This window comes from Phascolarctobacterium sp. (assembly GCF_030531065.1).
Lineage (GTDB): Bacteria > Bacillota > Negativicutes > Acidaminococcales > Acidaminococcaceae > Phascolarctobacterium_A.
The window spans coordinates 176,384-196,982 of the sequence record NZ_JAUNOQ010000003.1 but is presented as its reverse complement, the minus strand read 5'-3'; the positions used below and the strand labels follow the sequence as shown (position 1 = coordinate 196,982).

The window sequence follows — 20,599 nt, the reverse complement described above, 5'->3', positions numbered from 1 at the left end:
ATTGAAATTTCTTTTCTTTCTTTCAAAAATGTCCTTGACAAAGGGTACAGTTTACAGATAGAAGAAGAAAAGACAACAAAAATAATTGTAAAAAACATCAAAAAAAGTGTTGACAACATCAAAAACATCTGTTACAATGTACTCAACATCAAAAATGATGTTAAAACAAATCAGAAAGCGAGATGAAAACAAAATGAAGGTTATAAAACCCTTCAAACCTGCCAGCGTAAGACCTGCGCCGCGGCTGGGCAGAAACATTCTTGAGAATGCAAAAGCCGCCAGCGCAAGGCCAGCGGCAACGGCAAAGAAAAGCTAACTAATTAGTTAGCACGTGGGCAGTGCGTCGACAAAAAGCCATTGCCTACATGAATAGTATATCAAAGATTAAGCATAAAGACAAGCAGAAGAAAGGATAGGATAGCGTCAGTTTACTGTAGGAATCAAGAAAGCAGATTCCACCAATTTTGTCTTACTAATTAAGTTTTTCAAGACTGAATTGCCATTTTCAGCCAACTAAGCTAAGCATCTTCTATCAGTGCTGTTAAATTCTTATATTATGTTGCAACCACATCTTTTTAGTGTCTGCAAACTTAACCCACATTGTATGCTGTCAAAATATTTGCCATAAGGCTTACGTGCTTTATTCTCAAATGCTATCAGCTGTTGCGGCGTTAAAAATATCTCATCTTCTTCTACTTCAACAGGCTTCTTTTGCAACCTCACAAGCTTTATCATCTTGCCTCCGTTTAATTTATACGCCCGGAGCCTTGCCATAGCGTCAGCTCCTGCCAGGCTCCACGCCATTGGCCTGCTGCTCATTCTCGCGCTTAATACATGGCTTACATGTCCTTCCGCACTGCAAGCAAGTACCCCTTCCTCCTTGCGTAATCTCGTCTTTGCGGCTTCAAAATTGCGTAATATATATCCCAGCCCATCTAATATCCGCTTCTCAGCCGCCTGCGTATCTGTTCCTTCTGCTATCTTCTCTACTAAGTTCTGCAATCTTTTCCGTTTTCCTGCTACAATAAGCGAACAAATTCTGCCTCTTGCTTCTTCTGCCGCCTCTCCAAGGCAGGCAGTCATCCTGAACAGCGTCTTGTTCAGGTGAAATTCGTCTAATACATGCCTGGATTTATCTATATAATCTGTCGCTGTTTTTATCCACGGGCCTCCGTCAGCGTTTATATATACCTTTTTTATCTTACTCAAGTCATAGTGCTGTTCAATGTACCTATATACCTGTATCCATAGCTTTTTATTGTTTTCCCCGGAATATAGCCCGCAAAAATAATGCGGATAGACCAGCTTATTTCGCTTGCTCCCAAGCGTTTCCGGTTCAATCCCCTCATAAACATATACCATCTTAGTAATAGTAGAATCCTTTTCTCCATTTTTTTGCAGCGCTATGTGATCTTCGTCAGCGTCTACATAAAGATATTCTACTGTTTTCTTCTCGCCGCTGTAATGCTCTTTTGGAAAATGCAGCTTATGTATTTTATCCATAACAGTCTGCTTGCTTACCATATCCATAATGCTGACATTATCGCCGGCTTTGCTATACGAAGTTTCTACCGCCTCTTCCAGGAGGCAGGCATACGCATCTTCACTAATGCGTTCATGGCTCTCAATTTGCAGGTATTTATCAATGAGATATGTTGTCTTGCCAGTTACTTTGTTCTTGAACAGAGTCTTATTAAAATTAACAGGTCCTATGGATGTAAGGAGCTGCTTTGAATCTGTACGCACAACATGCCATTTCTGTTTGCGCGCTTCGCTTTCGAGCAAGAACTTATTACAGTCATTCAAGGTTTCGGAGATGATATCCAGACCAAATTTCAGTACTTCCTGCTGGACACTTTTTACAAAGTCGGCCATATCTTCAGGATGACAAATAAATTTCTCGATAGCTTTTTGCAAATTGTGAGTGCCAAATTCCACAAAACGTTGTATACTAGTATGCAAAGAGAACACCTCCATTGTGTATTGTTTTGTTTGCTACTTAATCATAACACAATTTGGTGTTCTCTTTTATTTTATTTCTTTCTTTTCCTACAAAAACTTTACGCTAGCGATAACAAAAAGGACGGCCAGAGCCGTCTGCTGGTGTGTAAGAAAGGGAATCATGACTAATTTACAAAATGCTATCCAAACATTACAATTAAATAATAAATTGGTAATTCTGCGCAGCTGCGGCGGCAGTAAGCAAAGGGAGCTGTTGGCTTCTTTGACGCAGGATTATGCGAAGGTGGATTTATCCTTGCCTAACCTGCGCTTGCAGGAGCAGCAGAATCCGCAACTTTTTGCTGAAGGCCTGCGTTTGCCGGTTTATCTGGCAGATTTGCAATGTGCGCCGTCCCTGCTCTCTGTATTATTATCTTGTAAACTGACTTTGGGGCAGATAATAGCCAGCTGTTCGCAGAGCTATTATTTAGAGGAACTGGCAGCGCAGGCGGACGCAGGCAGTGTCGCTTTTGTGGAGCTGCCCTTGCAGGTTGCAGATGCGTTTGTCCGCAAGCCCTTTGCGCCGCAGGAAAGCTATCTGCAAAACTTGCGCGGAGCAGAGAAGCGGCAGCTAGTGGCGGCTATGTTGGGAGAAAGAGAGGTTTACTCTTCCTGGGTGCGGCGCGTGTTGCAGCAGGATATTATGGAGCGTACTACGGTGAGCGACGAGGTAAAATTTTACCGCTTTTTGTGCGCTGTGGCCAGTATGGCGGGCTGCGTGGTGAATTATACTATTTTGGCTAATAATGTGGGCATAACCGCGCCTACGGCCAAGCAATGGCTGCAGTTTTTGGCGGGTACGGGGCTGGTATATCTTTTGCCGCCGGTGGAGCATGTGGCAGGTAAGCGTTTGGTAAAGGCTCCGAAGGTATATTTCCGGGAGGCGGGCGCTGCGGCGCATTTATTGCAGCTGTATGACGGCGCGTCGCTTTTGCAGAGTGTGTATTTTAAGAACCTGTACGAAAATTACGTGGTCAGCGCGCTGCGGGAAAGCTATTTGCGTTGGGGGCAGGAACCTGACTTTAGGTTTTACCGCGATTCCAATAATAAGGAGATCAGCCTGCTTGTGCAGGCACAAGGAGTGCTGTATCCTGTTATGATTTGTCAGGAGACATTTAGTACAAACAGGTTGGGAAAGTTTTTTGCGCTGCTACCCGGGTATGCGGAAGAGCAGGGGTTACAGCTGGGCACTGGCTGTATGATAACGCTGGGAGGCGAGTGCATGCAGGTAAGTGGCGGCTTGTGGCAGATTAATGCGGATGTGCTGTGAGACGTAAATTAACAATATCTTTTGGCAATATAAAACCGGCCCCAAATTGTTAGCTGTTGAATCTAACTTTTGGGGGCCGGTGTGTTGTTAAGAGGTTTTTGATGAATTAAGGTAATGATTTGTTGGACGCTAGAAGCTTTTGTTTGTGCTTAATTTAGCGTTTTAAATTTCTTTCAGCCACAAGCCGTGCAGGTTGCAGTATTCGTAAGCCGCTACGGCCTTATCGCCTTCGGTAAGGGCAAAGGTGGCTTCGGGTTTATCGCCGGGCTTTAAGGTTTTCATTTGGCCGCCTGCCGCGGTTTGTAAATAAATGAATTGAATGTAGTGCTCCGGCAGCATGGGATGGGCAACGCTGCCTACGGCTACATGCACCAGATTGCCTTCGACGGTTACTACGGGAACATGCTTTTCCTGCGCCGCATCCACAGTATTGGGAATGAGTTCTTGTATATCCTGCGGGTTGTTGGCTGGCGCTTTATTGCCTTCCGTTATAATTTGCACAATAGAACCGCATTGCTTGCAAAGGAAAAATTTCGGCTTCGTCATTCTTATCACTCCTTCGGATATTTGGGGGGCGGGCGCTGAATTTTATCAGTCGTAACCGCCTTTATATTTTCATTATACTCTAAAAAATATAAAATAGATAGCGTTTCACAAAGAGTTTTATTATGTGAAATAGTTTTGCATTATGTGATAAAAATATGACGGCCTTGGATCTGCAAGGATATAATTTATTCGCCGCTTACAAAAAAGCTGAGGTGCCCGGCTGTAGGCAGCTTTCATGTATACATAATATCTCCGCTGCGCATCTTGCATTTTTGACTGTAATATAGTAAAGTAGTATAAGACTTATAAGAGTTTTCCAGAGGGGAAAGGTGTGTTGTATTATGAATTTTAAAAAGTTTATTAAAGTAGCGGTATGCTGCATGATGGCGGCTGCTGTAGCCGTAATGGCCGGCTGTGGCGGCAGCGAAAAAAAGGCTGAAGCTCCGAAAAAGGTTTTGAAGGTTGGTATGGAATGCGCTTATGCGCCCTACAACTGGTCCCAGACCAATGCTGACGGCGGCGCCGTGAAAATTGCCGGTTCCAGCGAATATGCTTATGGCTATGACGTTATCATTGCTAAAAAGCTGGCTGATTCCATGGGCGCAGAGCTGGAAGTACACAAAATTGAATGGGACGGCCTGCCTCCCGCAGTTGTCAGCGGCAAGATCGACGCTGCTATCGCCGGTATGTCCATCACCTCCAAACGTAAAGAAACCGTTGACTTTACTAAACCCTACTATTATGCTAATGTCGTAGCTTTGGTTAAAAAGGGTACTCCGCAGGCTGAGGCTAAGAGCGTTGCCGATTTGAAGGGCTCCGTTGCTACCTCCCAGTTGAATACTATTTGGTATGACCAAATCGATCAGGTTCCCGACGTTAAAAAGCTGCCCGCTATCGATACCGTTCCCGGTATGATCGTAGCTTTGAAATCCGGCAAATGCAATTTGATCGTTACCGATATTCCTACCGCCAAGGCTGCAGCTTTTGCTAACCCTGAGCTGGCTATGATTGAATTCCCTGAAGACAAGGGCTTCAAGACCTCCCGCGAGGACGTAGAGATCGGCATTGCCGTTAAGAAGGGCAATAAAGAGCTGCTCGACGCTATGGACAAGGTTTTGGGCGGTATGACCGAAGCTGACTTCAATAAGATTATGGATGAAGCTATTCAGAAACAACCGTTGGCAAAATAAAATGCTGATATTTAGGGGCGGCAGTGTGTCGCCCCTTTTTCCGTAATTTGGATTTTTATTAAGGTGGTGTAATTGATGCCGGAAACATTTTTTGGCTGGGTTGCTTTTTTGCTGGGCCAGTACGGTTCCGTGCTGCTTAAAGGCGCTGTAGTAACCTTGCTGCTGGCTGTGGTCGGTACCTTTATCGGCTGCTTAATAGGCCTGGTAGTTGGCGTTATCCAGACTATTCCCATGGAGGATAACGACAGCGCTTTGAAAAAGCTGTGTATCCGCTGCGTGCAGCGGCTGCTGGACGCTTATGTGGAGGTATTCCGCGGTACGCCGATGATTGTGCAGGCCATGGTGGTTTATTATGGCGCTATGAGCGTCTTTGATATCGATATGTCGCCGATGTTCGCCGGCTTTTTGGTAGTATCCATCAATACGGGCGCTTATATGGCGGAAACGGTTCGCGGCGGTATTGAATCTGTGGATTTGGGACAAAAGGAAGCGGCTATCGCTATCGGTATGGATCATTTCCAGACCATGCGCTGCGTTATCCTGCCGCAGGCGTTGCGCAATGTTATGCCGCAGCTGGGCAACAATTTGATTATCAATATTAAGGATACTTCGGTCTTGAATGTTATTTCCGTTACCGAGCTGTATTTTGCTTCTAAGTCGGCTGCAGGCGTGTACTATAAGTATTTTGAAATCTTTTTCATTACCTGCGTCGTTTATTTCATTATGACCTTTACCGCGTCGCGTCTGCTGCGCTGGCTGGAAAGCAAGATGGACGGCCCCAAGGATTACCAGCTGGTGACCTATGACCCGATGATGGACCCCTGCGGCGCTGTGCCGCTGCCCACGAAAAAGCAGAAAGGACGGTATTAAGCTATGGATAAGGAATTACTTGTTTCCGTCTGCGATCTGCATAAGGATTTTGGCGAGCGGCAAATTCTGCGCGGTATCAGCTTCGATATTCACCGCGGCGATGTGGTGTGCGTTATCGGTCCTTCGGGCAGCGGCAAGTCGACGCTGATCCGCTGCATCAATTATTTGGAGCATCCTACGGGCGGACACATCGAATACCGCGGACAGAACGTCATCGAAGCTTTTAAAAAGCTGACGCTGTTCCGCACTAAGGTCGGCATGGTGTTCCAATCCTTTAATTTGTTCAACAATATGACGGTTTTGGAAAACTGCATGGTAGGGCAGATTAAGGTTTTGGGCAAAAAGAAGGAAGCAGCTAAAGCGACGGCGCTTAAATATTTGAAGCATGTAGGTATGGACAGCTACGTCAACGCTAAGCCGCATCAATTAAGCGGCGGCCAGAAGCAGCGCGTAGCGATTGCCCGCGCCCTGGCCCTGGAGCCGGAGGTGCTGCTGATGGACGAGCCTACCAGCGCCCTGGACCCGGAAATGGTAGGCGAGGTGCTGCGCGTTATCCGCGAGCTGGCTAAGGAAGGCTTGACCATGGTTATCGTTACCCATGAAATGGCTTTCGCCCGCGATGTATCCAGCAGGGTTATCTTTATCGACCAGGGTGTGATTGCTGAGGACGGTACGCCGCAGCAGCTTTTTGGCCAGCCGAAAAATCAAAGGACGAAGGACTTTCTGGCGCGCTTCCAGAATAATTAAGGACTGCGCGCCTGTGAGGGACGCCGGGCGTAGAAGTACGCTGCGGCGTCTCTTTTTGTCATTGTTGTATTTTATGTGACTTTTTAAAAGCGTTAGAGGAATATAATCCATGATTGGCGAATAAGATAGCAAGAATTTTTTTGACAAGGTGTGATGAATGATGAGGGCTTTACGCAGTATTTTATTTTTGGCACTTTTGCTGTTGTGCCAGACGGCATGGGCGGCGAAGGGCACTATTTTATATATACCGCTGGACAACAGGCCGGTATGCCTTGATTATACGGTGCAGACCATGCGGGCCGCAGGCTGGGATGTGCGGACGCCGCCTGCGGCATATATTGCCGACGATAAACGCTGCGGCGACCCGGAGCAGCTTTTTGCCTGGCTGGAGCAGCACGCTAAATCGTCTGCGGCGGTGGTGGCTTCTTCCGACGCGCTGCTGTACGGCGGACTTGTGGCCAGCCGTACTCATGAAATTCCTCTGGAGGTTTTGCAGCAGCGGGCGGAGCGCTTGGTTAATTTGAAGAGCACCCACGGCGGGCAGACTGTTTATGTGTTTACGACCATTATGCGTTCGCCCAAGGCCAGCGCTGCTCCCGTAGAGCCTGCCTATTATAAGGAGTGGGGGCCGAAGCTGTTCCGTTTGGGCGAGCTGGAGGATAAGCTGGAGCTGAAGCAGATTAAACGCCGCGAAGTGCGGGAGCTGGCGGATCTGCGTGCGGAAATTCCTGTGGAGGTTTTAGAGGATTTGCGTACCCGCCGCAGCAATAATATCCGCGCTACGGAGCTTTTGCTGCACGGCGTGGAAAGCGGCGATTTTGATTATCTGCTGATTGGGCGCGACGATACGGCTCCTTTTTCCCAGGCGCATCGGGAAGCCCGCAGCATGGATATTTTAGTCAACGAACTGCCGAAGGAACGCATTCGCTTCTTCGCCGGTGCAGATCAGCTGGGGATGCTGCTTTTGAGCCGCGCGTCTTCGCGCTTGCAGTACGAACTGCCGCTGGTAAACGTAACCTACGCTCCTGGCAAGGGCGGCGCGACGGTGCCTACTTATGAGGACGATACGCTTGCCGCAAGCGCCAGACAGCATATTTACGCTGCGGGCGGCTTCCCTGCGCGTTTGCGCCGTCATGCAGACTTAGTGCTGGCGGTGAATACGCCTGCGGACGGCGTAACGCTGGAAGCAAGCGACGCCGCTAATACTTACGCAACGCCGCGCGCGACGGAGCGCTTCGTTAATAGTGTGGAGCGCTTGCTGGAACACGGGCATCAGGTGGCCGTGGCCGACGTTAAGTACGGCAACGGTTCTGATAACGGCTTGGTCAAGGAGCTGTTCAACAGAAAAATTGCTTATAGCCTGGCCGCCTACGACGGCTGGAACACCGCCGGCAACAGCCTGGGCTTTGCCCTTGCGCAGGGGCTTTTATACGATATGTACGACGCGGAAGCGCATAAGCAACTGCTGGAAACGCGCTATCTTGACGATTGGGCGTACCAGGCCAACGTGCGCATGCAAACATACCGTCAGCTGATTTGGCCCAGCTATTGGCCGAACAGCGGCTTGGACGACGAACAGCGCAGCGCTGCCGAGCAATTTATTACCCAGGAAATAAAGACGCTGACCGCTCCGTATATGGGAGCTGCGGCTGCGCGCTATCAATTTACGCTGCCCTGGAGCAGAATGTTTGAAGTAAAAGTAGAGGCGAAAAATGCGGAATAAAATTTGCCTGAGATTAGTAGAAGCGGATGACGCGCCGGGCTTGGCGGCGCTGTACGCTCCTTTCGTCGAGAGCGACGACCGCAGGTTGAGCGACGTTTCCTTTGAGTACGTCGCGCCTTCGGTGGCAGAATTTCGCCAGCGTATTGCGGATATCAGCGCGGACTATCCCTATCTGGTATGCCAGCGGGGCGGCGAATATCTGGGCTACGCTTACGCGCACCAGTTTATTCCGCGCGCCGCTTACCAATGGGGCGCGGAGGTAACTATTTACCTAGCGCCTGCCGGGCAGGGCTGCGGCCTAGGCAAAGTGCTGTACGATGCGTTAGAGAATATTTTGCGCTTGCAGGGCGTGGTGAAAGCCTACGCTTGCGTCACTGCCAGCAACGAGCATAGCGTAAAATTCCATGAAGCGCGGGGTTACCGTATTGTGGGGACTTTTAAGGATACGGGCTTTAAGCACGGACACTGGCTGGATATGGTGTGGCTGGAAAAAGCTCTGGCCGAGCTGCCGCGGGAGCCGCAGCCTTTAGCAGGCTGGCGCGAGCTGCAACAGGAAAGCGTAGCGAAGATTTTGGAGGAGGCGAACCAAGCGGCCGCAGGGCTGCCATGATAAAGGTAGGACGCATTCTATGGATTTCAAAAAATATTGTAAACAACACCGTCCTAGTTCCAAGGCGGAAGAATTTTTACGTTATATCGGGCCGGGTCTGTTAATAACAGTGGGCTTTATCGACCCGGGCAACTGGGCGTCTAATCTGGCGGCTGGCGCGGATTACGGCTATTTGCTGCTGTGGATGGTAACGCTTTCAACAATCATGTTGATTATTTTACAGCATAACGCCGCGCATTTGGGCATTGCTACCGGTTTATGCTTGTCGGAGGCGGCGACGGCGTACTTGCCAAAGTGGCTGTCGCGTCCCATTTTACTGTCGGCGGTGCTGGCTTCCGTCGCCACCGCCTTGGCTGAAATTTTGGGCGGAGCGATTGCTTTACAGCTGCTGTTTGGCCTGCCGCTGTGGCTGGGCAGCATTTTAATGGCTGCTTTGTGCTCGTGGCTATTGCGGTCTAATTCCTATAGCAAGCTGGAGAAGATTATTATCGGCTTCGTGTCGCTCATCGGGCTTTCGTTTTTAGCGGAAATCGTCATGGTGCCGTTAGATTGGAGCGCGGCTGCCAGGGGCTGGGTAACGCCCAGCATTCCGCAGGGCTCGCTGCTGGTCATCATGAGCGTTTTGGGCGCGGTGGTCATGCCGCATAATTTGTATTTACATTCGGAGGTTATCCAAAGCCGCCACTGGAATTTAGAGGACGAAGCAATTATCAAGCGGCAGTTGGATTTTGAATTTCTCGACACGCTTTTGTCCATGAGCATCGGTTGGGCGATTAACAGCGCCATGATTTTGGTCGCGGCGGCTGTGTTTTTTGCCAATAAGGTGCAGGTAAGCGATTTGGCGCAGGCCGTGGATATGCTGCGGCCGCTTTTGGGCAACAACGCGGCGGTGCTGTTCGCCGTGGCGCTGCTGTTCGCAGGCATTTCGTCGACGGCTACTGCCGGTATGGCGGGGGCCAGCGTGTACGCCGGTATTTTCGGCGAGGGCTACGACGTGCAGGACCCGCATTCCTGGCACGGCGTGCTGTTGACCTATTGGCTGGCGGTGCTCGTGATTTTATTTATCGACGACCCTTTCCAGGGTTTGATTTATTCGCAAATGGCGCTCAGCGTGCAGCTGCCCTGGACCATCGGCATTTTGATTTATCTTACTTCGTCTAAAAAGGTTATGGGCAAATTCGCCAACAGCCTGCGTTTGAAAATTACGCTGTGCGTAATCGGCGCGATAGTTATCGCGTTGAATATTATGCTGCTGTTGGAAGCCGTGGGCGCTGTCAGCTTTTGAAATATGTATAATAAAACGACCTCAAGCGTAGGCCTTGCTATGCTTGGGGTCGTTTTGCTGTGGGAAAATGCGATTTGACGCTTATCGTTTATGCGCTGGTTTATAAGATGAAGCTTTCGGCAGTTATACGTTAAACCGCTTCTAGTAAAAATTTTTGCGAGTACTCGCAGTTTTAGCTATTAGCTTTCTAAGCTGCGCTCGTTAAGCAAAAAATCGAAAACGCTCATTACTAAAATGCCGTCGTCGTTATAATATGGCATGGGCGCATCCTTAGTAATAATAATTTTTTTGAAAAAATCGCCGGTCAGCATTAAGGAGCGCTGCTCCTGCCGCATTTTTGTCTGGTCCGGTATGGCGTAAGCAGACTGAATATAGTAACGCTTGGACCCTTTATTGCAAACAAAGTCGATTTTCAACTGTTTGCGGATACCGTTGCCTTTTTCGTTGGTGCTGTTCGTTGTGATGACGCCTACGTCCACATTAAACCCGCGTATTTTTAGTTCGTTGAAAATTATATTTTCCATAGCGTGGGTTTCTTCCAGCTGGCGAAAATTAAGTCTGGCGTTACGTAATCCTAAATCGGTAAAGTAATATTTGATGGGCGTATCGATATATTTCCGGCCTTTGATATCGTAACGCATAGCTTTGTCGATAAGAAAGGAATCGCATAGATAGTCTATGTATCGGGCTAAAGTGACGTTGCTGATAATTTTCTTCTTAACGCTTTTGAAAGTGGCCGCTAATTTTGTCGGATTGGTCAACGATCCGATAGAAGAGGATAAAATATTTATCAGCTCTTCCAGTTCCGGCTGATTGCGCACGTTATGTCTGCCTACAATATCGGAAATATAAGTTTCGTTAAACAACGATTTTAAAAAGGCGATTTTTTCTTCCGGCGCGGCAATATTCAGCACTAAGGGTAAGCCGCCGTAAAGCATGTATTCGTTCCAACCGCTTTGTGGAGAGCCGGGATGGACGGACATAAATTCTGCAAAGCTGAGCGGATACATATGAATCTCGTCGCCGCGCCCGCGAAATTCGGTAATGATATCCTTGGATAGAAAGCGGGCGTTGCTGCCCGTTACGTAGATATCTACGTTTGGAATGCGGCTCAGGCCGTTAAGCACGTCTTCAAATTCGTTTAATAGTTGAATTTCATCAAGCAAGATATAATATCGGTCGTCGTCTTGAATTTGCGATTTTAAATAAGGATACAAAATTTCCGGGTCGCGGAAGCTTTTATTTTCAAAGGAATCAAAGGCAATTTCGATAATGTGATTTGCGTTTATGCCCTCGTCCAACAGGCGCTGCTTAAATAAAGTAAACAATAAATAAGATTTTCCGCAGCGGCGCATACCGGTAATAACTTTAATGAGCCCGTTATGTTTTTTGCTTAGCAATTTATTGAGATAAAGGTTTCTTTTAATTTCCATGATAGAAGCCGCTCCTAATGAAAATTTTTACGAGTACTCGCAGTTTTATTTAATAGTATTATACCTCGTTGCGTCGTCTTGAACAAGCTTTAGTAAAAATTTTTGCGAGTACTCGCAATTTTAGCTAATAGAAAATTACGCTTAGGGGAGTTTTGCTATTGAGCGGCAGCTTGGAAAATTAAAGTTTACCATTGGCGCGAGATGTTATAAAATAATAAGCAAAGCGGAAATAAATTCTTAGAGCGACGTTGAGCGCTGCTTGCAAGCTTGTAGGAGTAAAAAATTACGACAAGCTTGCAGAAAAATTACGACAAGCGCGATGGAGAAAATTTTTTCAAAGGAGAATGCAGATGGCTGATATAAAGAAGGAACAAGAGCGCGACGAGCTGCACCGCGCGATATGGGCGATTGCCGACGAATTGCGCGGCAGCGTAGACGGCTGGGATTTTAAATCTTATGTCCTGGGCATGATGTTCTACCGTTATATTTCGGAAAACCTGGCTAATTATATTAACGAAGGCGAAAAAGAAGCGGGCAGGGAAGCTTTCGATTACGTTTTGATGGCGGACGAGGAAGCGGAGCAGGCGCGCGCGGATTTAGTACGCACCAAGGGCTTCTTCATAGTGCCGTCGGAACTTTTTTGTAATGTGCGGCAGCGGGCGGCAAACGACGAAAATTTAAACATGACGTTGGAAGCGGTCTTCCGCCACATTGAAGAATCGGCGAAGGGCAGCGACAGCGAAGACGATTTTGCGGGACTGTTTGACGATATCGACGTCAACAGCAATAAATTGGGCGCGACCGTCGCCAAGCGTAACGCTAATTTAGTGAAGCTTTTGGACGGCGTGGCTAATATGCGTTTAGGAAACTATAAAGAAAATTCCATCGACGCTTTCGGCGACGCTTACGAATATTTAATGAGCATGTACGCTTCCAACGCGGGCAAGAGCGGCGGCGAATTTTTTACGCCGCAGGATGTGTCCGAACTGTTGACGCGCCTTGCCGTCGCCGGAAAAACGGAAGTCAATAAAGTTTACGACCCGGCTTGCGGCAGCGGGTCTCTGCTTTTAAAAGCCGCTAAAGTTTTGGGCAGGGAAAATGTGCGCCAGGGATTTTTCGGACAGGAAATAAATTTGACGACGTATAATCTTTGCCGCATCAATATGTTTTTGCACGATATTGATTTCGATAAATTCGACATCGCGCACGAGGATACTTTGACCGCGCCGCAGCATTGGGACGACGAGCCTTTTGAAGTTATCGTTTCTAATCCGCCGTATTCCATAAAATGGGAGGGCGACGATAATCCCGTGCTGATTAACGACCCGCGCTTTGCTCCAGCCGGGGTGTTGGCGCCCAAATCCAAAGCCGATATGGCGTTCATCATGCATTCTCTGGCCTGGCTGGCGACTAACGGCACGGCGGCGATAGTTTGCTTTCCGGGGATTATGTATCGCGGCGGCGCGGAAAAGAAAATCCGCAAGTATTTAATCGATAATAATTTTATCGACTGCATTATCCAACTGCCGAGCAATTTGTTTTTCGGGACGAGTATAGCCACCTGCATTATGGTTTTGAAACGTAGCAAGGCGGACAACCGCACGCTCTTTATCGACGCTTCCAAAGAATTTGTCAAGGTGACGAATAACAACCGCTTGACGGAAGCGAATATCAAGCGTATCGTCGAAGAATTTACGGCGCGTGAAGATGTGGCGCATCTGGCGCGCTGCGTGCCGTATGAGCAAATTGTGGAGCAGGATTATAATTTGTCCGTCAGCAATTACGTTGAACCGGAAGATACGCGCGAAGTAATTGATATCGTAAAGCTGAACGCGGAAATTGCCGAGATTGTGAAACGCGAAGAAAAGCTGCGCGCGGAAATTGATAAGATTATTGCGGAGCTGGAAGCGTGAGGCAAATTTGCTTCTAACATAAAAATGACATTCTAACATAATTATGTTAGAACGAGAAAATTTATGTTAGGAAGAATATCTGGAATAAGAAAGCGTGTGGCGTAGATAAATTTAACGCTAGTAAGTATTAAAATTTTTAGAAGCTGATAGGTGTTTCGTGATGAAATTGCGAAAATTATCGCAGAAATCGAGGTAGGTATATGAACGAGAAATATTTGGAGGCTGTTAAAACCATAAAAACGGCAATTTTAAGAAGCCAAAACAGGGCTGCAAAATATACAAACGCAGAAATGCTGTCTTTATATTACGCCATTGGCGGTTATGTTTCCAGCAATTCCAGAGAAGGTACTTGGGGAACAGGTGCTATTGATGAAATAAGCGCCCGTTTGCGTGAAGAACTTCCGGGGCTGCGTGGCTTTTCTTCCGGAAATATCAAACTGATGCGTCAATTTTTTGAAGCATGGCGACCGTATTTGCAAACAAATGCTGAATTTTTTTTGGAAAGTAAATCGGTAGCCACGGCTATCGATTTAGAACAGACAGATGACGCAGGTTTGGTAGTTTCGGAAAAACGATTGCCGGCGGCTATCGTTTTTCCGATGGAAGCGTTCATGGAAATCAGCTTTACGCATCACATGGAAATTCTTCACAAAACTAAAGAACTGGATGAAAGGCTTTTTTACATTCGTGAATGTGCAACAGGCCATTGGAGTAAAACTGCCCTGCGTACCAGGCTAAAAGAAAATTTTTATCAGCATAAAGGTGCGTTGACCAATAATTTTTCCATGACTTTGCCGGATGATAAGCAATATATGAAAGCGATTCAGACCTTTAAGGACGAATATTTTCTGGATTTTATCAATACCGAAGAACTTGATTTAACCGATCCGCAGGATTTAGACGAACGTGTTCTGGAAAAAGAAATCATCAGCAACATACGTAATTTCATTCAATGTCTTGGTTCCGGTTTCTGTTTTGTTGGAAATCAGCATCGCATTGAAGTAGACGGCGAGGAATTTTTTGCTGATTTGCTATTTTTTCAGCGTGACTTGAAAGCGTTGGTTGTGATTGAACTGAAAAAAGGAAAGTTCAAGCCGTCTTATCTGGGGCAGCTAAACTTCTATTTGTCGGCTTTGGACGAACAAGAGCGCAAGAATGGAGAAAATCCGGCTATCGGTATTCTTCTATGCCGTGAAGCAAATAAAAGCGTTGTAGAACTGGCGATTCGTGATTATTCCAAACCGATGGGTGTAGCGACCTATCGCACAGCGGATGAATTGCCTATCAGCTATAAAGTTCTTGCACCAATTATTGAGGAAGTGCCTAAGATGCTGAATGAAGCGGAATTTACGGAAGGCGATAAAGAGTAATGAAATTGATAAGATTATTGCGGAGCTGGAAGCGTGAGGCAAATTTGTTTCTAACATAAAAATGACGTTCTAACATAATTATGTTAGAACGAGAAAAATTATGTTAGAAAGCTGGCGAAGATAAATTTAGCGTCAGCAGGTATTAAATTTTTTCTGGAATCTGAACTCGATAATAGAAATATCAGAAGCACATCAAATATGATATAATATATTTAATAGAGAAAGCAGGTGGCGGTATGTGTAATAAAGGTAAACTAAAAAATATTACTGAAGATACCGTTAAGGCTATTTTGTCGGTATCTTCGGAAGTAGAAAAAATTATTTTGTTCGGCTCGCAAGCGCGCGGCGATAGCAATGCAGAATCAGATATCGATATTTTAGTCGTGATAGATGCGCCAGAAGAACAATTAAGTAAAATTAAAAGGGCCATGCGCAATCTTACAAGTATGATTAGCTTGGAGCAAGATGAAGTAGTGTCTTTAATTATCAGCGATAAAAAAGAGTATCAGGATATGGCGGACACTTTGTTCTATAGAAATATTGCTAGAGATGGGATTGAATTATATGGGAGAGCAAGCTAAACTTTTATCGCAATACAGATTTGACAAGGCAATGCAATGTATCAAAGTTGCCGAGCATGTTATGCAAATAAATGATTACAATTTAGTCTCCAATAGAGCCTATTATGCTATATTTCATGGAATGAGAGCTGTGTTAGCGCTGGAAAGAAAAGACTTTGAAAAGCATTCTGGCGTAATAGGGTATTTCCGAAAAGAATATATTAAGACGCAGATTTTTCCTGTGGAAGCGTCGGCAATTATTGGTAACGCATTTGATAGCAGAAATGAAAGCGATTATAAAGATTGGTATAATGTTAGTCAAGACGACGCAGAGATTCAATTACAAGCGGCGATTGATTTTTTAGGAATGGTCAAAAGATATTTGTTGTCTAAAGATGTGTTGTAGATTATGTTGAGAGCTGTTGCATTAAGTTTATTATAGCATATATGCGGCAGCTCTTTAGTTGCACTTGGGAGAAATGGAAACATTGCAAAGGAACGGTGACGACGCATGAGCAGGTTAAGCGAATTGATACGCGAGTTGTGCCCTGATGGGGTGGAGTATAAAAAGCTAGGGGAAGTTGCAACTGTATATCGAGGCGGCAATTTTCAAAAGAAAGATTTTGTTGAGCAAGGCGTTCCTTGTATTCACTACGGGCAAATTTATACGAGATATAATCTTTTTACTGATAAAACTTTGACTTTTATAAGCAAAGAGAAAGCAGAAAAGCAAAAAATAGCTGTAAAAAATGATATTATTATGGCTGTAACTAGTGAAAATATCGAAGATGTATGTAAATGTGTGGCTTGGTTGGGTGATGAGAACGTAGCTGTGAGTGGGCATTCTGCAATTATACATCATTCGTTAGACGCTAAATATCTGACGTATTTTTTTCATTCAAAGCAGTTCTTTTCCCAAAAAAGGAAATTGGCTCATGGAACTAAGGTCATTGAAGTAACGCCGGATAGTCTGAATAGCGTGATTCTCCCTGTACCTCCGCTGGAGGTACAACGTGAAATTGTCCGCGTGCTGGACAAGTTCACGTTCTATACAGCCGAGCTTACAGCCGAGCTTACAGCTCGGAAGAAGCAGTACGAATGTTACAGGGATAAGCTGTTGAATTTTGAGGAATGGGGGGGAACAAGTGATGTCGTATGGCGGACGCTTGGCGATGTTTGTAGTGTAGTTGCAGGTGGAACTCCATCAAAGAAAAATGATAGCTATTGGGTTGGTGGAAATATAAAATGGTTAGGTTCAACTGTATGTAAAAATCAAAAAACTGTTGATGAGGTGACTGGTTATATTACAGAAAAAGGATTTGCCGAATCGTCAGCAAAAATAATGAAGGCTGGAACAACACTCATTGCTTTAGTAGGAGCAACAATAGGCAAAGTTGCATTCTTGCCTTTTGAAGCTTCTATTAACCAAAATATTGCAGGAATATATCCTAAAGATACAAATACGTTGAATCCCTCATATCTTTATTATGCGTGTACTGCGTTATATCCTAAGTTTTTAGCCTTAACGCATGGGTCAAAACTTACTATGGCTAATATGGAGTTCGTCCGTTCGTTAAAAGTAGCAGTACCGTCTATTGAGATTCAGAATCGCATTGTCAACGTCCTCGACCGCTTCGACGCGCTGTGTAACGATTTGACTAGCGGCTTGCCAGCAGAAATTGCGTTGCGGCAGAAGCAGTACGAATATTATCGCGACAAGCTGTTAGATTTTAAAAGATTAGATGCGTAGTGCAAAATGAAAAATAAAAACAGGTAACGACTGCAAAAAGTGAAATGGAGGCGAGAGCGTGAGTTCCTATAATATTGTGCTGGCGACGAACGAAAGCACCGTGGTCGCCGCTTACGAGCCGCAAAGCGCGCGCAGCGACGCTTATCAAAGCGAGGCCGCGCTGGAGGCGGCGTTCATCAAAATGCTGGGCGAGCAGGGCTACGAGTACGCGGCGTTGCACAGCGAGCAGGATTTAATCGCCAATTTGCGGCGTCAGCTGGAGCTGCTGAATAATTATCGCTTTACCGATAAGGAGTGGCAAAGCTTTTTTCAAAATAAAATCGCCAACGCCAACGAAGGCGTCGTAGAAAAAACGCGCAAAATCCAGGAGGATTACGTGCAGAATTTGACGCGCGAGGACGGGACGACTTTTAATATCGCGCTAATCGATAAAAAGAACATCCACAACAACCGCCTGCAGGTCATCAACCAATACGCCGTGGGTACGAGCGAGGGCGCGCGCTACGACAACCGTTACGACGTTACGATTTTGGTCAACGGGTTGCCGCTGGTACACGTGGAATTAAAGCGGCGCGGCGTGGCGATAAAGGAAGCTTTCAATCAAATTAACCGCTACCAGCGCGACAGCTTTTGGGCGGGCTGCGGTTTGTACGAATACGTGCAGGTTTTTGTCATTTCCAACGGCACGTTTACGAAATATTATTCCAATACGACGCGAGCGAACCACATTAAGGAAAACGAAAACGGCGGCCAGCGTCGCGGCAGGAAAACGTCCAACAGTTTTGAATTTACGTCCTATTGGGCGGACGGCAATAATAAAGTCATCGCCGACCTGGTGGATTTTACGAAAACCTTTTTCGCGAAACATACGCTGCTCAATATCCTGACGAAATATTGCGTGTTCACGACGGAAAATTTGCTTTTGGTTATGCGCCCGTACCAGATTGTGGCGACGGAAAGAATTTTAAACCGCATCGAAATCGCCGCCAATTATAAAAAGCTGGGCAGCGTCGAGGCGGGCGGGTATATCTGGCACACTACGGGCAGCGGCAAAACCCTGACTTCGTTTAAGGCGGCGCAGCTGGCGTCGGCGCTGCCGTATATCGATAAGGTAATGTTCGTCGTCGACCGCAAGGATTTGGACTACCAGACGATTAAAGAGTACGAACGCTTTGCTAAAGGCTGCGTAACGCCGAACAAAAGCACCGCCGTTTTGCAGCGGCAGCTGGAGGATACGGACGAGAAGGGATTTTACAAAGAGTATCCCATCATCGTCACCACGATTCAGAAATTATCCATCTTTATCGCTAAAAATCCGCATCACCCGATTAGGGATAAGCGCGTCGCGTTGATTTTTGACGAATGCCATCGCAGTCAGTTCGGCGATATGCACGCGCGTATCGTCGGCGGGCAGATACGCAAGGGCGAAAAGACGATTAAAGTAGAAAAGTATTTTAAGCATTATTGCATCTTCGGCTTTACCGGCACGCCGATTTTCGCCGCCAACGCGGGGACGGGCGGCAATCCTAATTTGAAAACGACGGAGCAGGCCTTCGGCGCGAAGCTGCATACCTACACCATCGTCGACGCGATTAACGACGGCAACGTGCTGCCCTTCCGCATCGATTTTATCAATACGGTTAAGCAAAAGGACGGCAGGCAGGATAAGCAGGTCGCCGCCATCGATACCGAAGCGGCGCTCAATTCGCCGGAGCGTATCGGCGCCGTCGTGCAATATATTTTGGAGCACTTCGACCAAAAGACCGTGCGCGGCGCTTATTATTCGCTGAAGGGCCAGCGCGTCAACGGCTTTAATTCCATTTTCGCCGTCAGCTCGATTGCGGCTTGTAAAAAATATTATGGGGAAATCAAAAAGCAGTTGGCCGAGCGGCGCCGCAATTTGACCGTCGCGACGATTTTTTCTTTCGCGCCCAACGAAGAGGAAAACGCGGACGGCGTGTTGGCGGACGAAAGCTTTGACGTCGACGGCCTGGACGCAAGCTCACGCGATTTTTTAGAAGCGGCGATTGCCGATTATAATAAGGTCTTTCATACTAATTTTAATACTTCCGCTAAGGAATTTGAAAATTATTATAAGGATTTGTCTCAGCGCGTGAAGAACCGCGAAGTAGATTTGTTAATTGTGGTCAATATGTTTTTGACCGGTTTCGACGCGACGACGCTGAATACTTTGTGGGTGGATAAGAATTTAAAAATGCACGGACTCGTTCAAGCCTTTTCGCGCACCAACCGCATTTTAAATTCCGTCAAGACTTTCGGCAATATCGTCTGCTTCCGTGATCTGGAGCAGGCGACGGATGACGCTATCGCCCTGTTCGGCGATAAGGAAGCCAGCGGCATTGTGCTTTTGAAATCTTACGACGATTATTATTACGGTTATAAGGACGCCGACGGCGTCGAGCAAAAAGGTTACGAGCAGCGCATTGCGGAATTGCAGGAACGCTTTCCGCTGGGCGAAGCGATTATCGGCGAGCAAAATAAAAAAGACTTTCTCGTTTTGTTCGGGAATATTTTGCGCTTGCGCAATATCCTCGCCGCTTTCGACCGCTTTGCCGGCAACGAAATTTTATCGCCGCTTGATTTTCAGGATTATACGGGCACGTACCATGATATATATGAAGCAATGAAACGGAATAAAGGCGACAAGGACAGCATCATCGACGACGTTGTTTTTGAAATGGAGCTCGTCAAGCAGGTGGAGGTAAATATAGATTATATTTTGCTGCTGGTCGCTAAATATCACGCTTCTAATTGCCGGGATAAAGAAATTTTGGTAGCTATCGACAAGGCTATTAAATCCAGCTTGCAGCTGCGCTCGAAAAGAGAGCTGATAGAAAATTTCATCGCGACGGTCAACGCTTCGACGAATGTCAAGGACGATTGGCAGAACTTTGTGCAGGAGCGCTGCGCAAGCGATATGCAGGCTTTGATTGCGGAAGAACGCTTGAAGCCGGAAGAAACGCAAAGATTTGTGCAGAACGCTTTTCGCGACGGTGTGCTGAAAACGACCGGCACGGAAGTGGACAGGCTGCTGCCTCCGGTTTCGCGCTTCGGCGGCGGCTCGCGCGATAAGAAGAAGCAGACCGTTTTGCAAAAGCTGCAAACGTTTTTTGAAAAATATTTCGGCTTGGCAAACTTTAGCGAAGCGGCGCAAGAGCCGCAGAAGCAAAGCGCTTATGCGGAAGCGGCGGTTTTGCTTAAAGCTGCGGACGTTAAGGAGCAGTACGGCTCAAGGCAAGATTAAACAAAGCGCATAATAAAACAACCTCAGGCGTGCCTTGCGCTTGAGGTTGTTTTGCTGTAACGGTAT

17 protein-coding genes are annotated in these 20,599 nt (G+C 46.7%); 14 read left to right on the top strand and 3 right to left on the bottom strand.

Annotated features, from left to right (window positions below):
• Positions 1-186: hypothetical protein (locus tag Q4E64_RS03405; RefSeq protein ID WP_303166263.1), on the top strand; the 186-nt coding region annotated here is incomplete at its 5' end.
• Between the two features lie 363 nt (positions 187-549).
• Here Q4E64_RS03405 and Q4E64_RS03400 read toward each other — a convergent pair.
• The gene (locus tag Q4E64_RS03400; protein WP_303166262.1) at positions 550-1,962 is read right to left on the bottom strand and encodes an ISLre2 family transposase; all 1,413 of its coding nucleotides are present in this window, start codon (positions 1,960-1,962) and stop codon (positions 550-552) included.
• Between the two features lie 160 nt (positions 1,963-2,122).
• On the opposite strand from Q4E64_RS03400, the gene Q4E64_RS03395 reads away from it, so the two are divergent.
• Positions 2,123-3,271 (top strand): DUF4143 domain-containing protein, encoded by a 1,149-nt coding sequence (locus tag Q4E64_RS03395; RefSeq protein WP_303166261.1) that lies wholly within the window; start codon positions 2,123-2,125, stop codon positions 3,269-3,271.
• 162 nt (positions 3,272-3,433) lie between these two features.
• Here Q4E64_RS03395 and Q4E64_RS03390 read toward each other — a convergent pair whose 3' ends face one another.
• Positions 3,434-3,817, bottom strand: a complete 384-nt coding sequence (locus Q4E64_RS03390) for a desulfoferrodoxin family protein (RefSeq protein ID WP_303166259.1) — start codon at positions 3,815-3,817, stop codon at positions 3,434-3,436.
• 341 nt (positions 3,818-4,158) lie between these two features.
• Here Q4E64_RS03390 and Q4E64_RS03385 point away from each other — a divergent pair, with 341 nt between their 5' ends.
• The 6 genes from Q4E64_RS03385 to Q4E64_RS03360 all read left to right on the top strand — a co-directional run bounded on the left by Q4E64_RS03385 (position 4,159) and on the right by Q4E64_RS03360 (position 10,242).
• Complete coding sequence (locus Q4E64_RS03385; RefSeq protein ID WP_303166258.1) at positions 4,159-5,007, top strand: transporter substrate-binding domain-containing protein; 849 nt, start codon at positions 4,159-4,161, stop codon at positions 5,005-5,007.
• 75 nt (positions 5,008-5,082) lie between these two features.
• Positions 5,083-5,877, top strand: a complete 795-nt coding sequence (locus tag Q4E64_RS03380) for an amino acid ABC transporter permease (RefSeq protein WP_303166256.1) — start codon at positions 5,083-5,085, stop codon at positions 5,875-5,877.
• A gap of 3 nt (positions 5,878-5,880) precedes the next feature.
• Positions 5,881-6,624, top strand: a complete 744-nt coding sequence (locus Q4E64_RS03375) for an amino acid ABC transporter ATP-binding protein (protein WP_303166254.1) — start codon at positions 5,881-5,883, stop codon at positions 6,622-6,624.
• 157 nt (positions 6,625-6,781) lie between these two features.
• Entirely contained in the window at positions 6,782-8,347 is a 1,566-nt protein-coding gene (locus tag Q4E64_RS03370) for a DUF4127 family protein (RefSeq protein WP_303166253.1), read from the top strand.
• Entirely contained in the window at positions 8,337-8,957 is a 621-nt protein-coding gene (locus Q4E64_RS03365) for a GNAT family N-acetyltransferase (RefSeq protein WP_303166252.1), read from the top strand. The genes Q4E64_RS03370 and Q4E64_RS03365 overlap by 11 nt, the downstream gene beginning before the upstream one ends.
• Positions 8,958-8,976: 19 nt before the next feature.
• On the top strand, positions 8,977-10,242 hold the full coding sequence (locus Q4E64_RS03360) for an Nramp family divalent metal transporter (RefSeq protein WP_303166251.1): 1,266 nt from the start codon (positions 8,977-8,979) through the stop codon (positions 10,240-10,242).
• 179 nt (positions 10,243-10,421) lie between these two features.
• On the opposite strand, the gene Q4E64_RS03355 is transcribed toward Q4E64_RS03360, so the two are convergent.
• Complete coding sequence (locus Q4E64_RS03355) at positions 10,422-11,675, bottom strand: ATP-binding protein (protein ID WP_303166249.1); 1,254 nt, start codon at positions 11,673-11,675, stop codon at positions 10,422-10,424.
• A gap of 350 nt (positions 11,676-12,025) precedes the next feature.
• Between Q4E64_RS03355 and Q4E64_RS03350 the strand changes: the two genes are divergently transcribed.
• The 6 genes from Q4E64_RS03350 (at position 12,026) to Q4E64_RS03325 (ending at position 20,533) form a co-directional block, all read left to right on the top strand.
• Complete coding sequence (locus Q4E64_RS03350) at positions 12,026-13,588, top strand: type I restriction-modification system subunit M (RefSeq protein ID WP_303166248.1); 1,563 nt, start codon at positions 12,026-12,028, stop codon at positions 13,586-13,588.
• 200 nt (positions 13,589-13,788) lie between these two features.
• Entirely contained in the window at positions 13,789-14,958 is a 1,170-nt protein-coding gene (locus tag Q4E64_RS03345; protein ID WP_303166247.1) for a YhcG family protein, read from the top strand.
• 236 nt (positions 14,959-15,194) lie between these two features.
• A complete protein-coding gene (locus Q4E64_RS03340) occupies positions 15,195-15,539 on the top strand; it encodes a nucleotidyltransferase domain-containing protein (RefSeq protein ID WP_303166246.1) in 345 nt (114 codons plus the stop codon).
• A complete protein-coding gene (locus Q4E64_RS03335; protein WP_303166245.1) occupies positions 15,523-15,924 on the top strand; it encodes a HEPN domain-containing protein in 402 nt (133 codons plus the stop codon). Before Q4E64_RS03340 ends, Q4E64_RS03335 begins: the two co-directional genes overlap by 17 nt.
• Positions 15,925-16,029: 105 nt before the next feature.
• Positions 16,030-17,268 carry a restriction endonuclease subunit S gene (locus tag Q4E64_RS03330; protein ID WP_303166244.1) on the top strand — a complete coding sequence of 413 codons (1,239 nt, stop codon included), beginning with the start codon at positions 16,030-16,032 and terminating at the stop codon, positions 17,266-17,268.
• A gap of 58 nt (positions 17,269-17,326) precedes the next feature.
• Positions 17,327-20,533: a type I restriction endonuclease subunit R gene (locus tag Q4E64_RS03325; protein ID WP_303166243.1), complete on the top strand. Its 3,207-nt coding sequence runs from the start codon at positions 17,327-17,329 to the stop codon at positions 20,531-20,533.
• Positions 20,534-20,599 lie beyond the last annotated feature (66 nt).

Coding starts and splice junctions, on each gene's coding strand:
- Q4E64_RS03395 (WP_303166261.1), top strand. CDS start 2,123: ATGACTAATTTACAAAATGCTATCCAAACATTACAATTAAATAATAAA.
- Q4E64_RS03390 (WP_303166259.1), bottom strand. CDS start 3,817: ATGACGAAGCCGAAATTTTTCCTTTGCAAGCAATGCGGTTCTATTGTG.
- Q4E64_RS03385 (WP_303166258.1), top strand. CDS start 4,159: ATGAATTTTAAAAAGTTTATTAAAGTAGCGGTATGCTGCATGATGGCG.
- Q4E64_RS03380 (WP_303166256.1), top strand. CDS start 5,083: ATGCCGGAAACATTTTTTGGCTGGGTTGCTTTTTTGCTGGGCCAGTAC.
- Q4E64_RS03375 (WP_303166254.1), top strand. CDS start 5,881: ATGGATAAGGAATTACTTGTTTCCGTCTGCGATCTGCATAAGGATTTT.
- Q4E64_RS03370 (WP_303166253.1), top strand. CDS start 6,782: ATGATGAGGGCTTTACGCAGTATTTTATTTTTGGCACTTTTGCTGTTG.
- Q4E64_RS03365 (WP_303166252.1), top strand. CDS start 8,337: ATGCGGAATAAAATTTGCCTGAGATTAGTAGAAGCGGATGACGCGCCG.
- Q4E64_RS03360 (WP_303166251.1), top strand. CDS start 8,977: ATGGATTTCAAAAAATATTGTAAACAACACCGTCCTAGTTCCAAGGCG.
- Q4E64_RS03355 (WP_303166249.1), bottom strand. CDS start 11,675: ATGGAAATTAAAAGAAACCTTTATCTCAATAAATTGCTAAGCAAAAAA.
- Q4E64_RS03350 (WP_303166248.1), top strand. CDS start 12,026: ATGGCTGATATAAAGAAGGAACAAGAGCGCGACGAGCTGCACCGCGCG.
- Q4E64_RS03345 (WP_303166247.1), top strand. CDS start 13,789: ATGAACGAGAAATATTTGGAGGCTGTTAAAACCATAAAAACGGCAATT.
- Q4E64_RS03340 (WP_303166246.1), top strand. CDS start 15,195: ATGTGTAATAAAGGTAAACTAAAAAATATTACTGAAGATACCGTTAAG.
- Q4E64_RS03335 (WP_303166245.1), top strand. CDS start 15,523: ATGGGAGAGCAAGCTAAACTTTTATCGCAATACAGATTTGACAAGGCA.
- Q4E64_RS03330 (WP_303166244.1), top strand. CDS start 16,030: ATGAGCAGGTTAAGCGAATTGATACGCGAGTTGTGCCCTGATGGGGTG.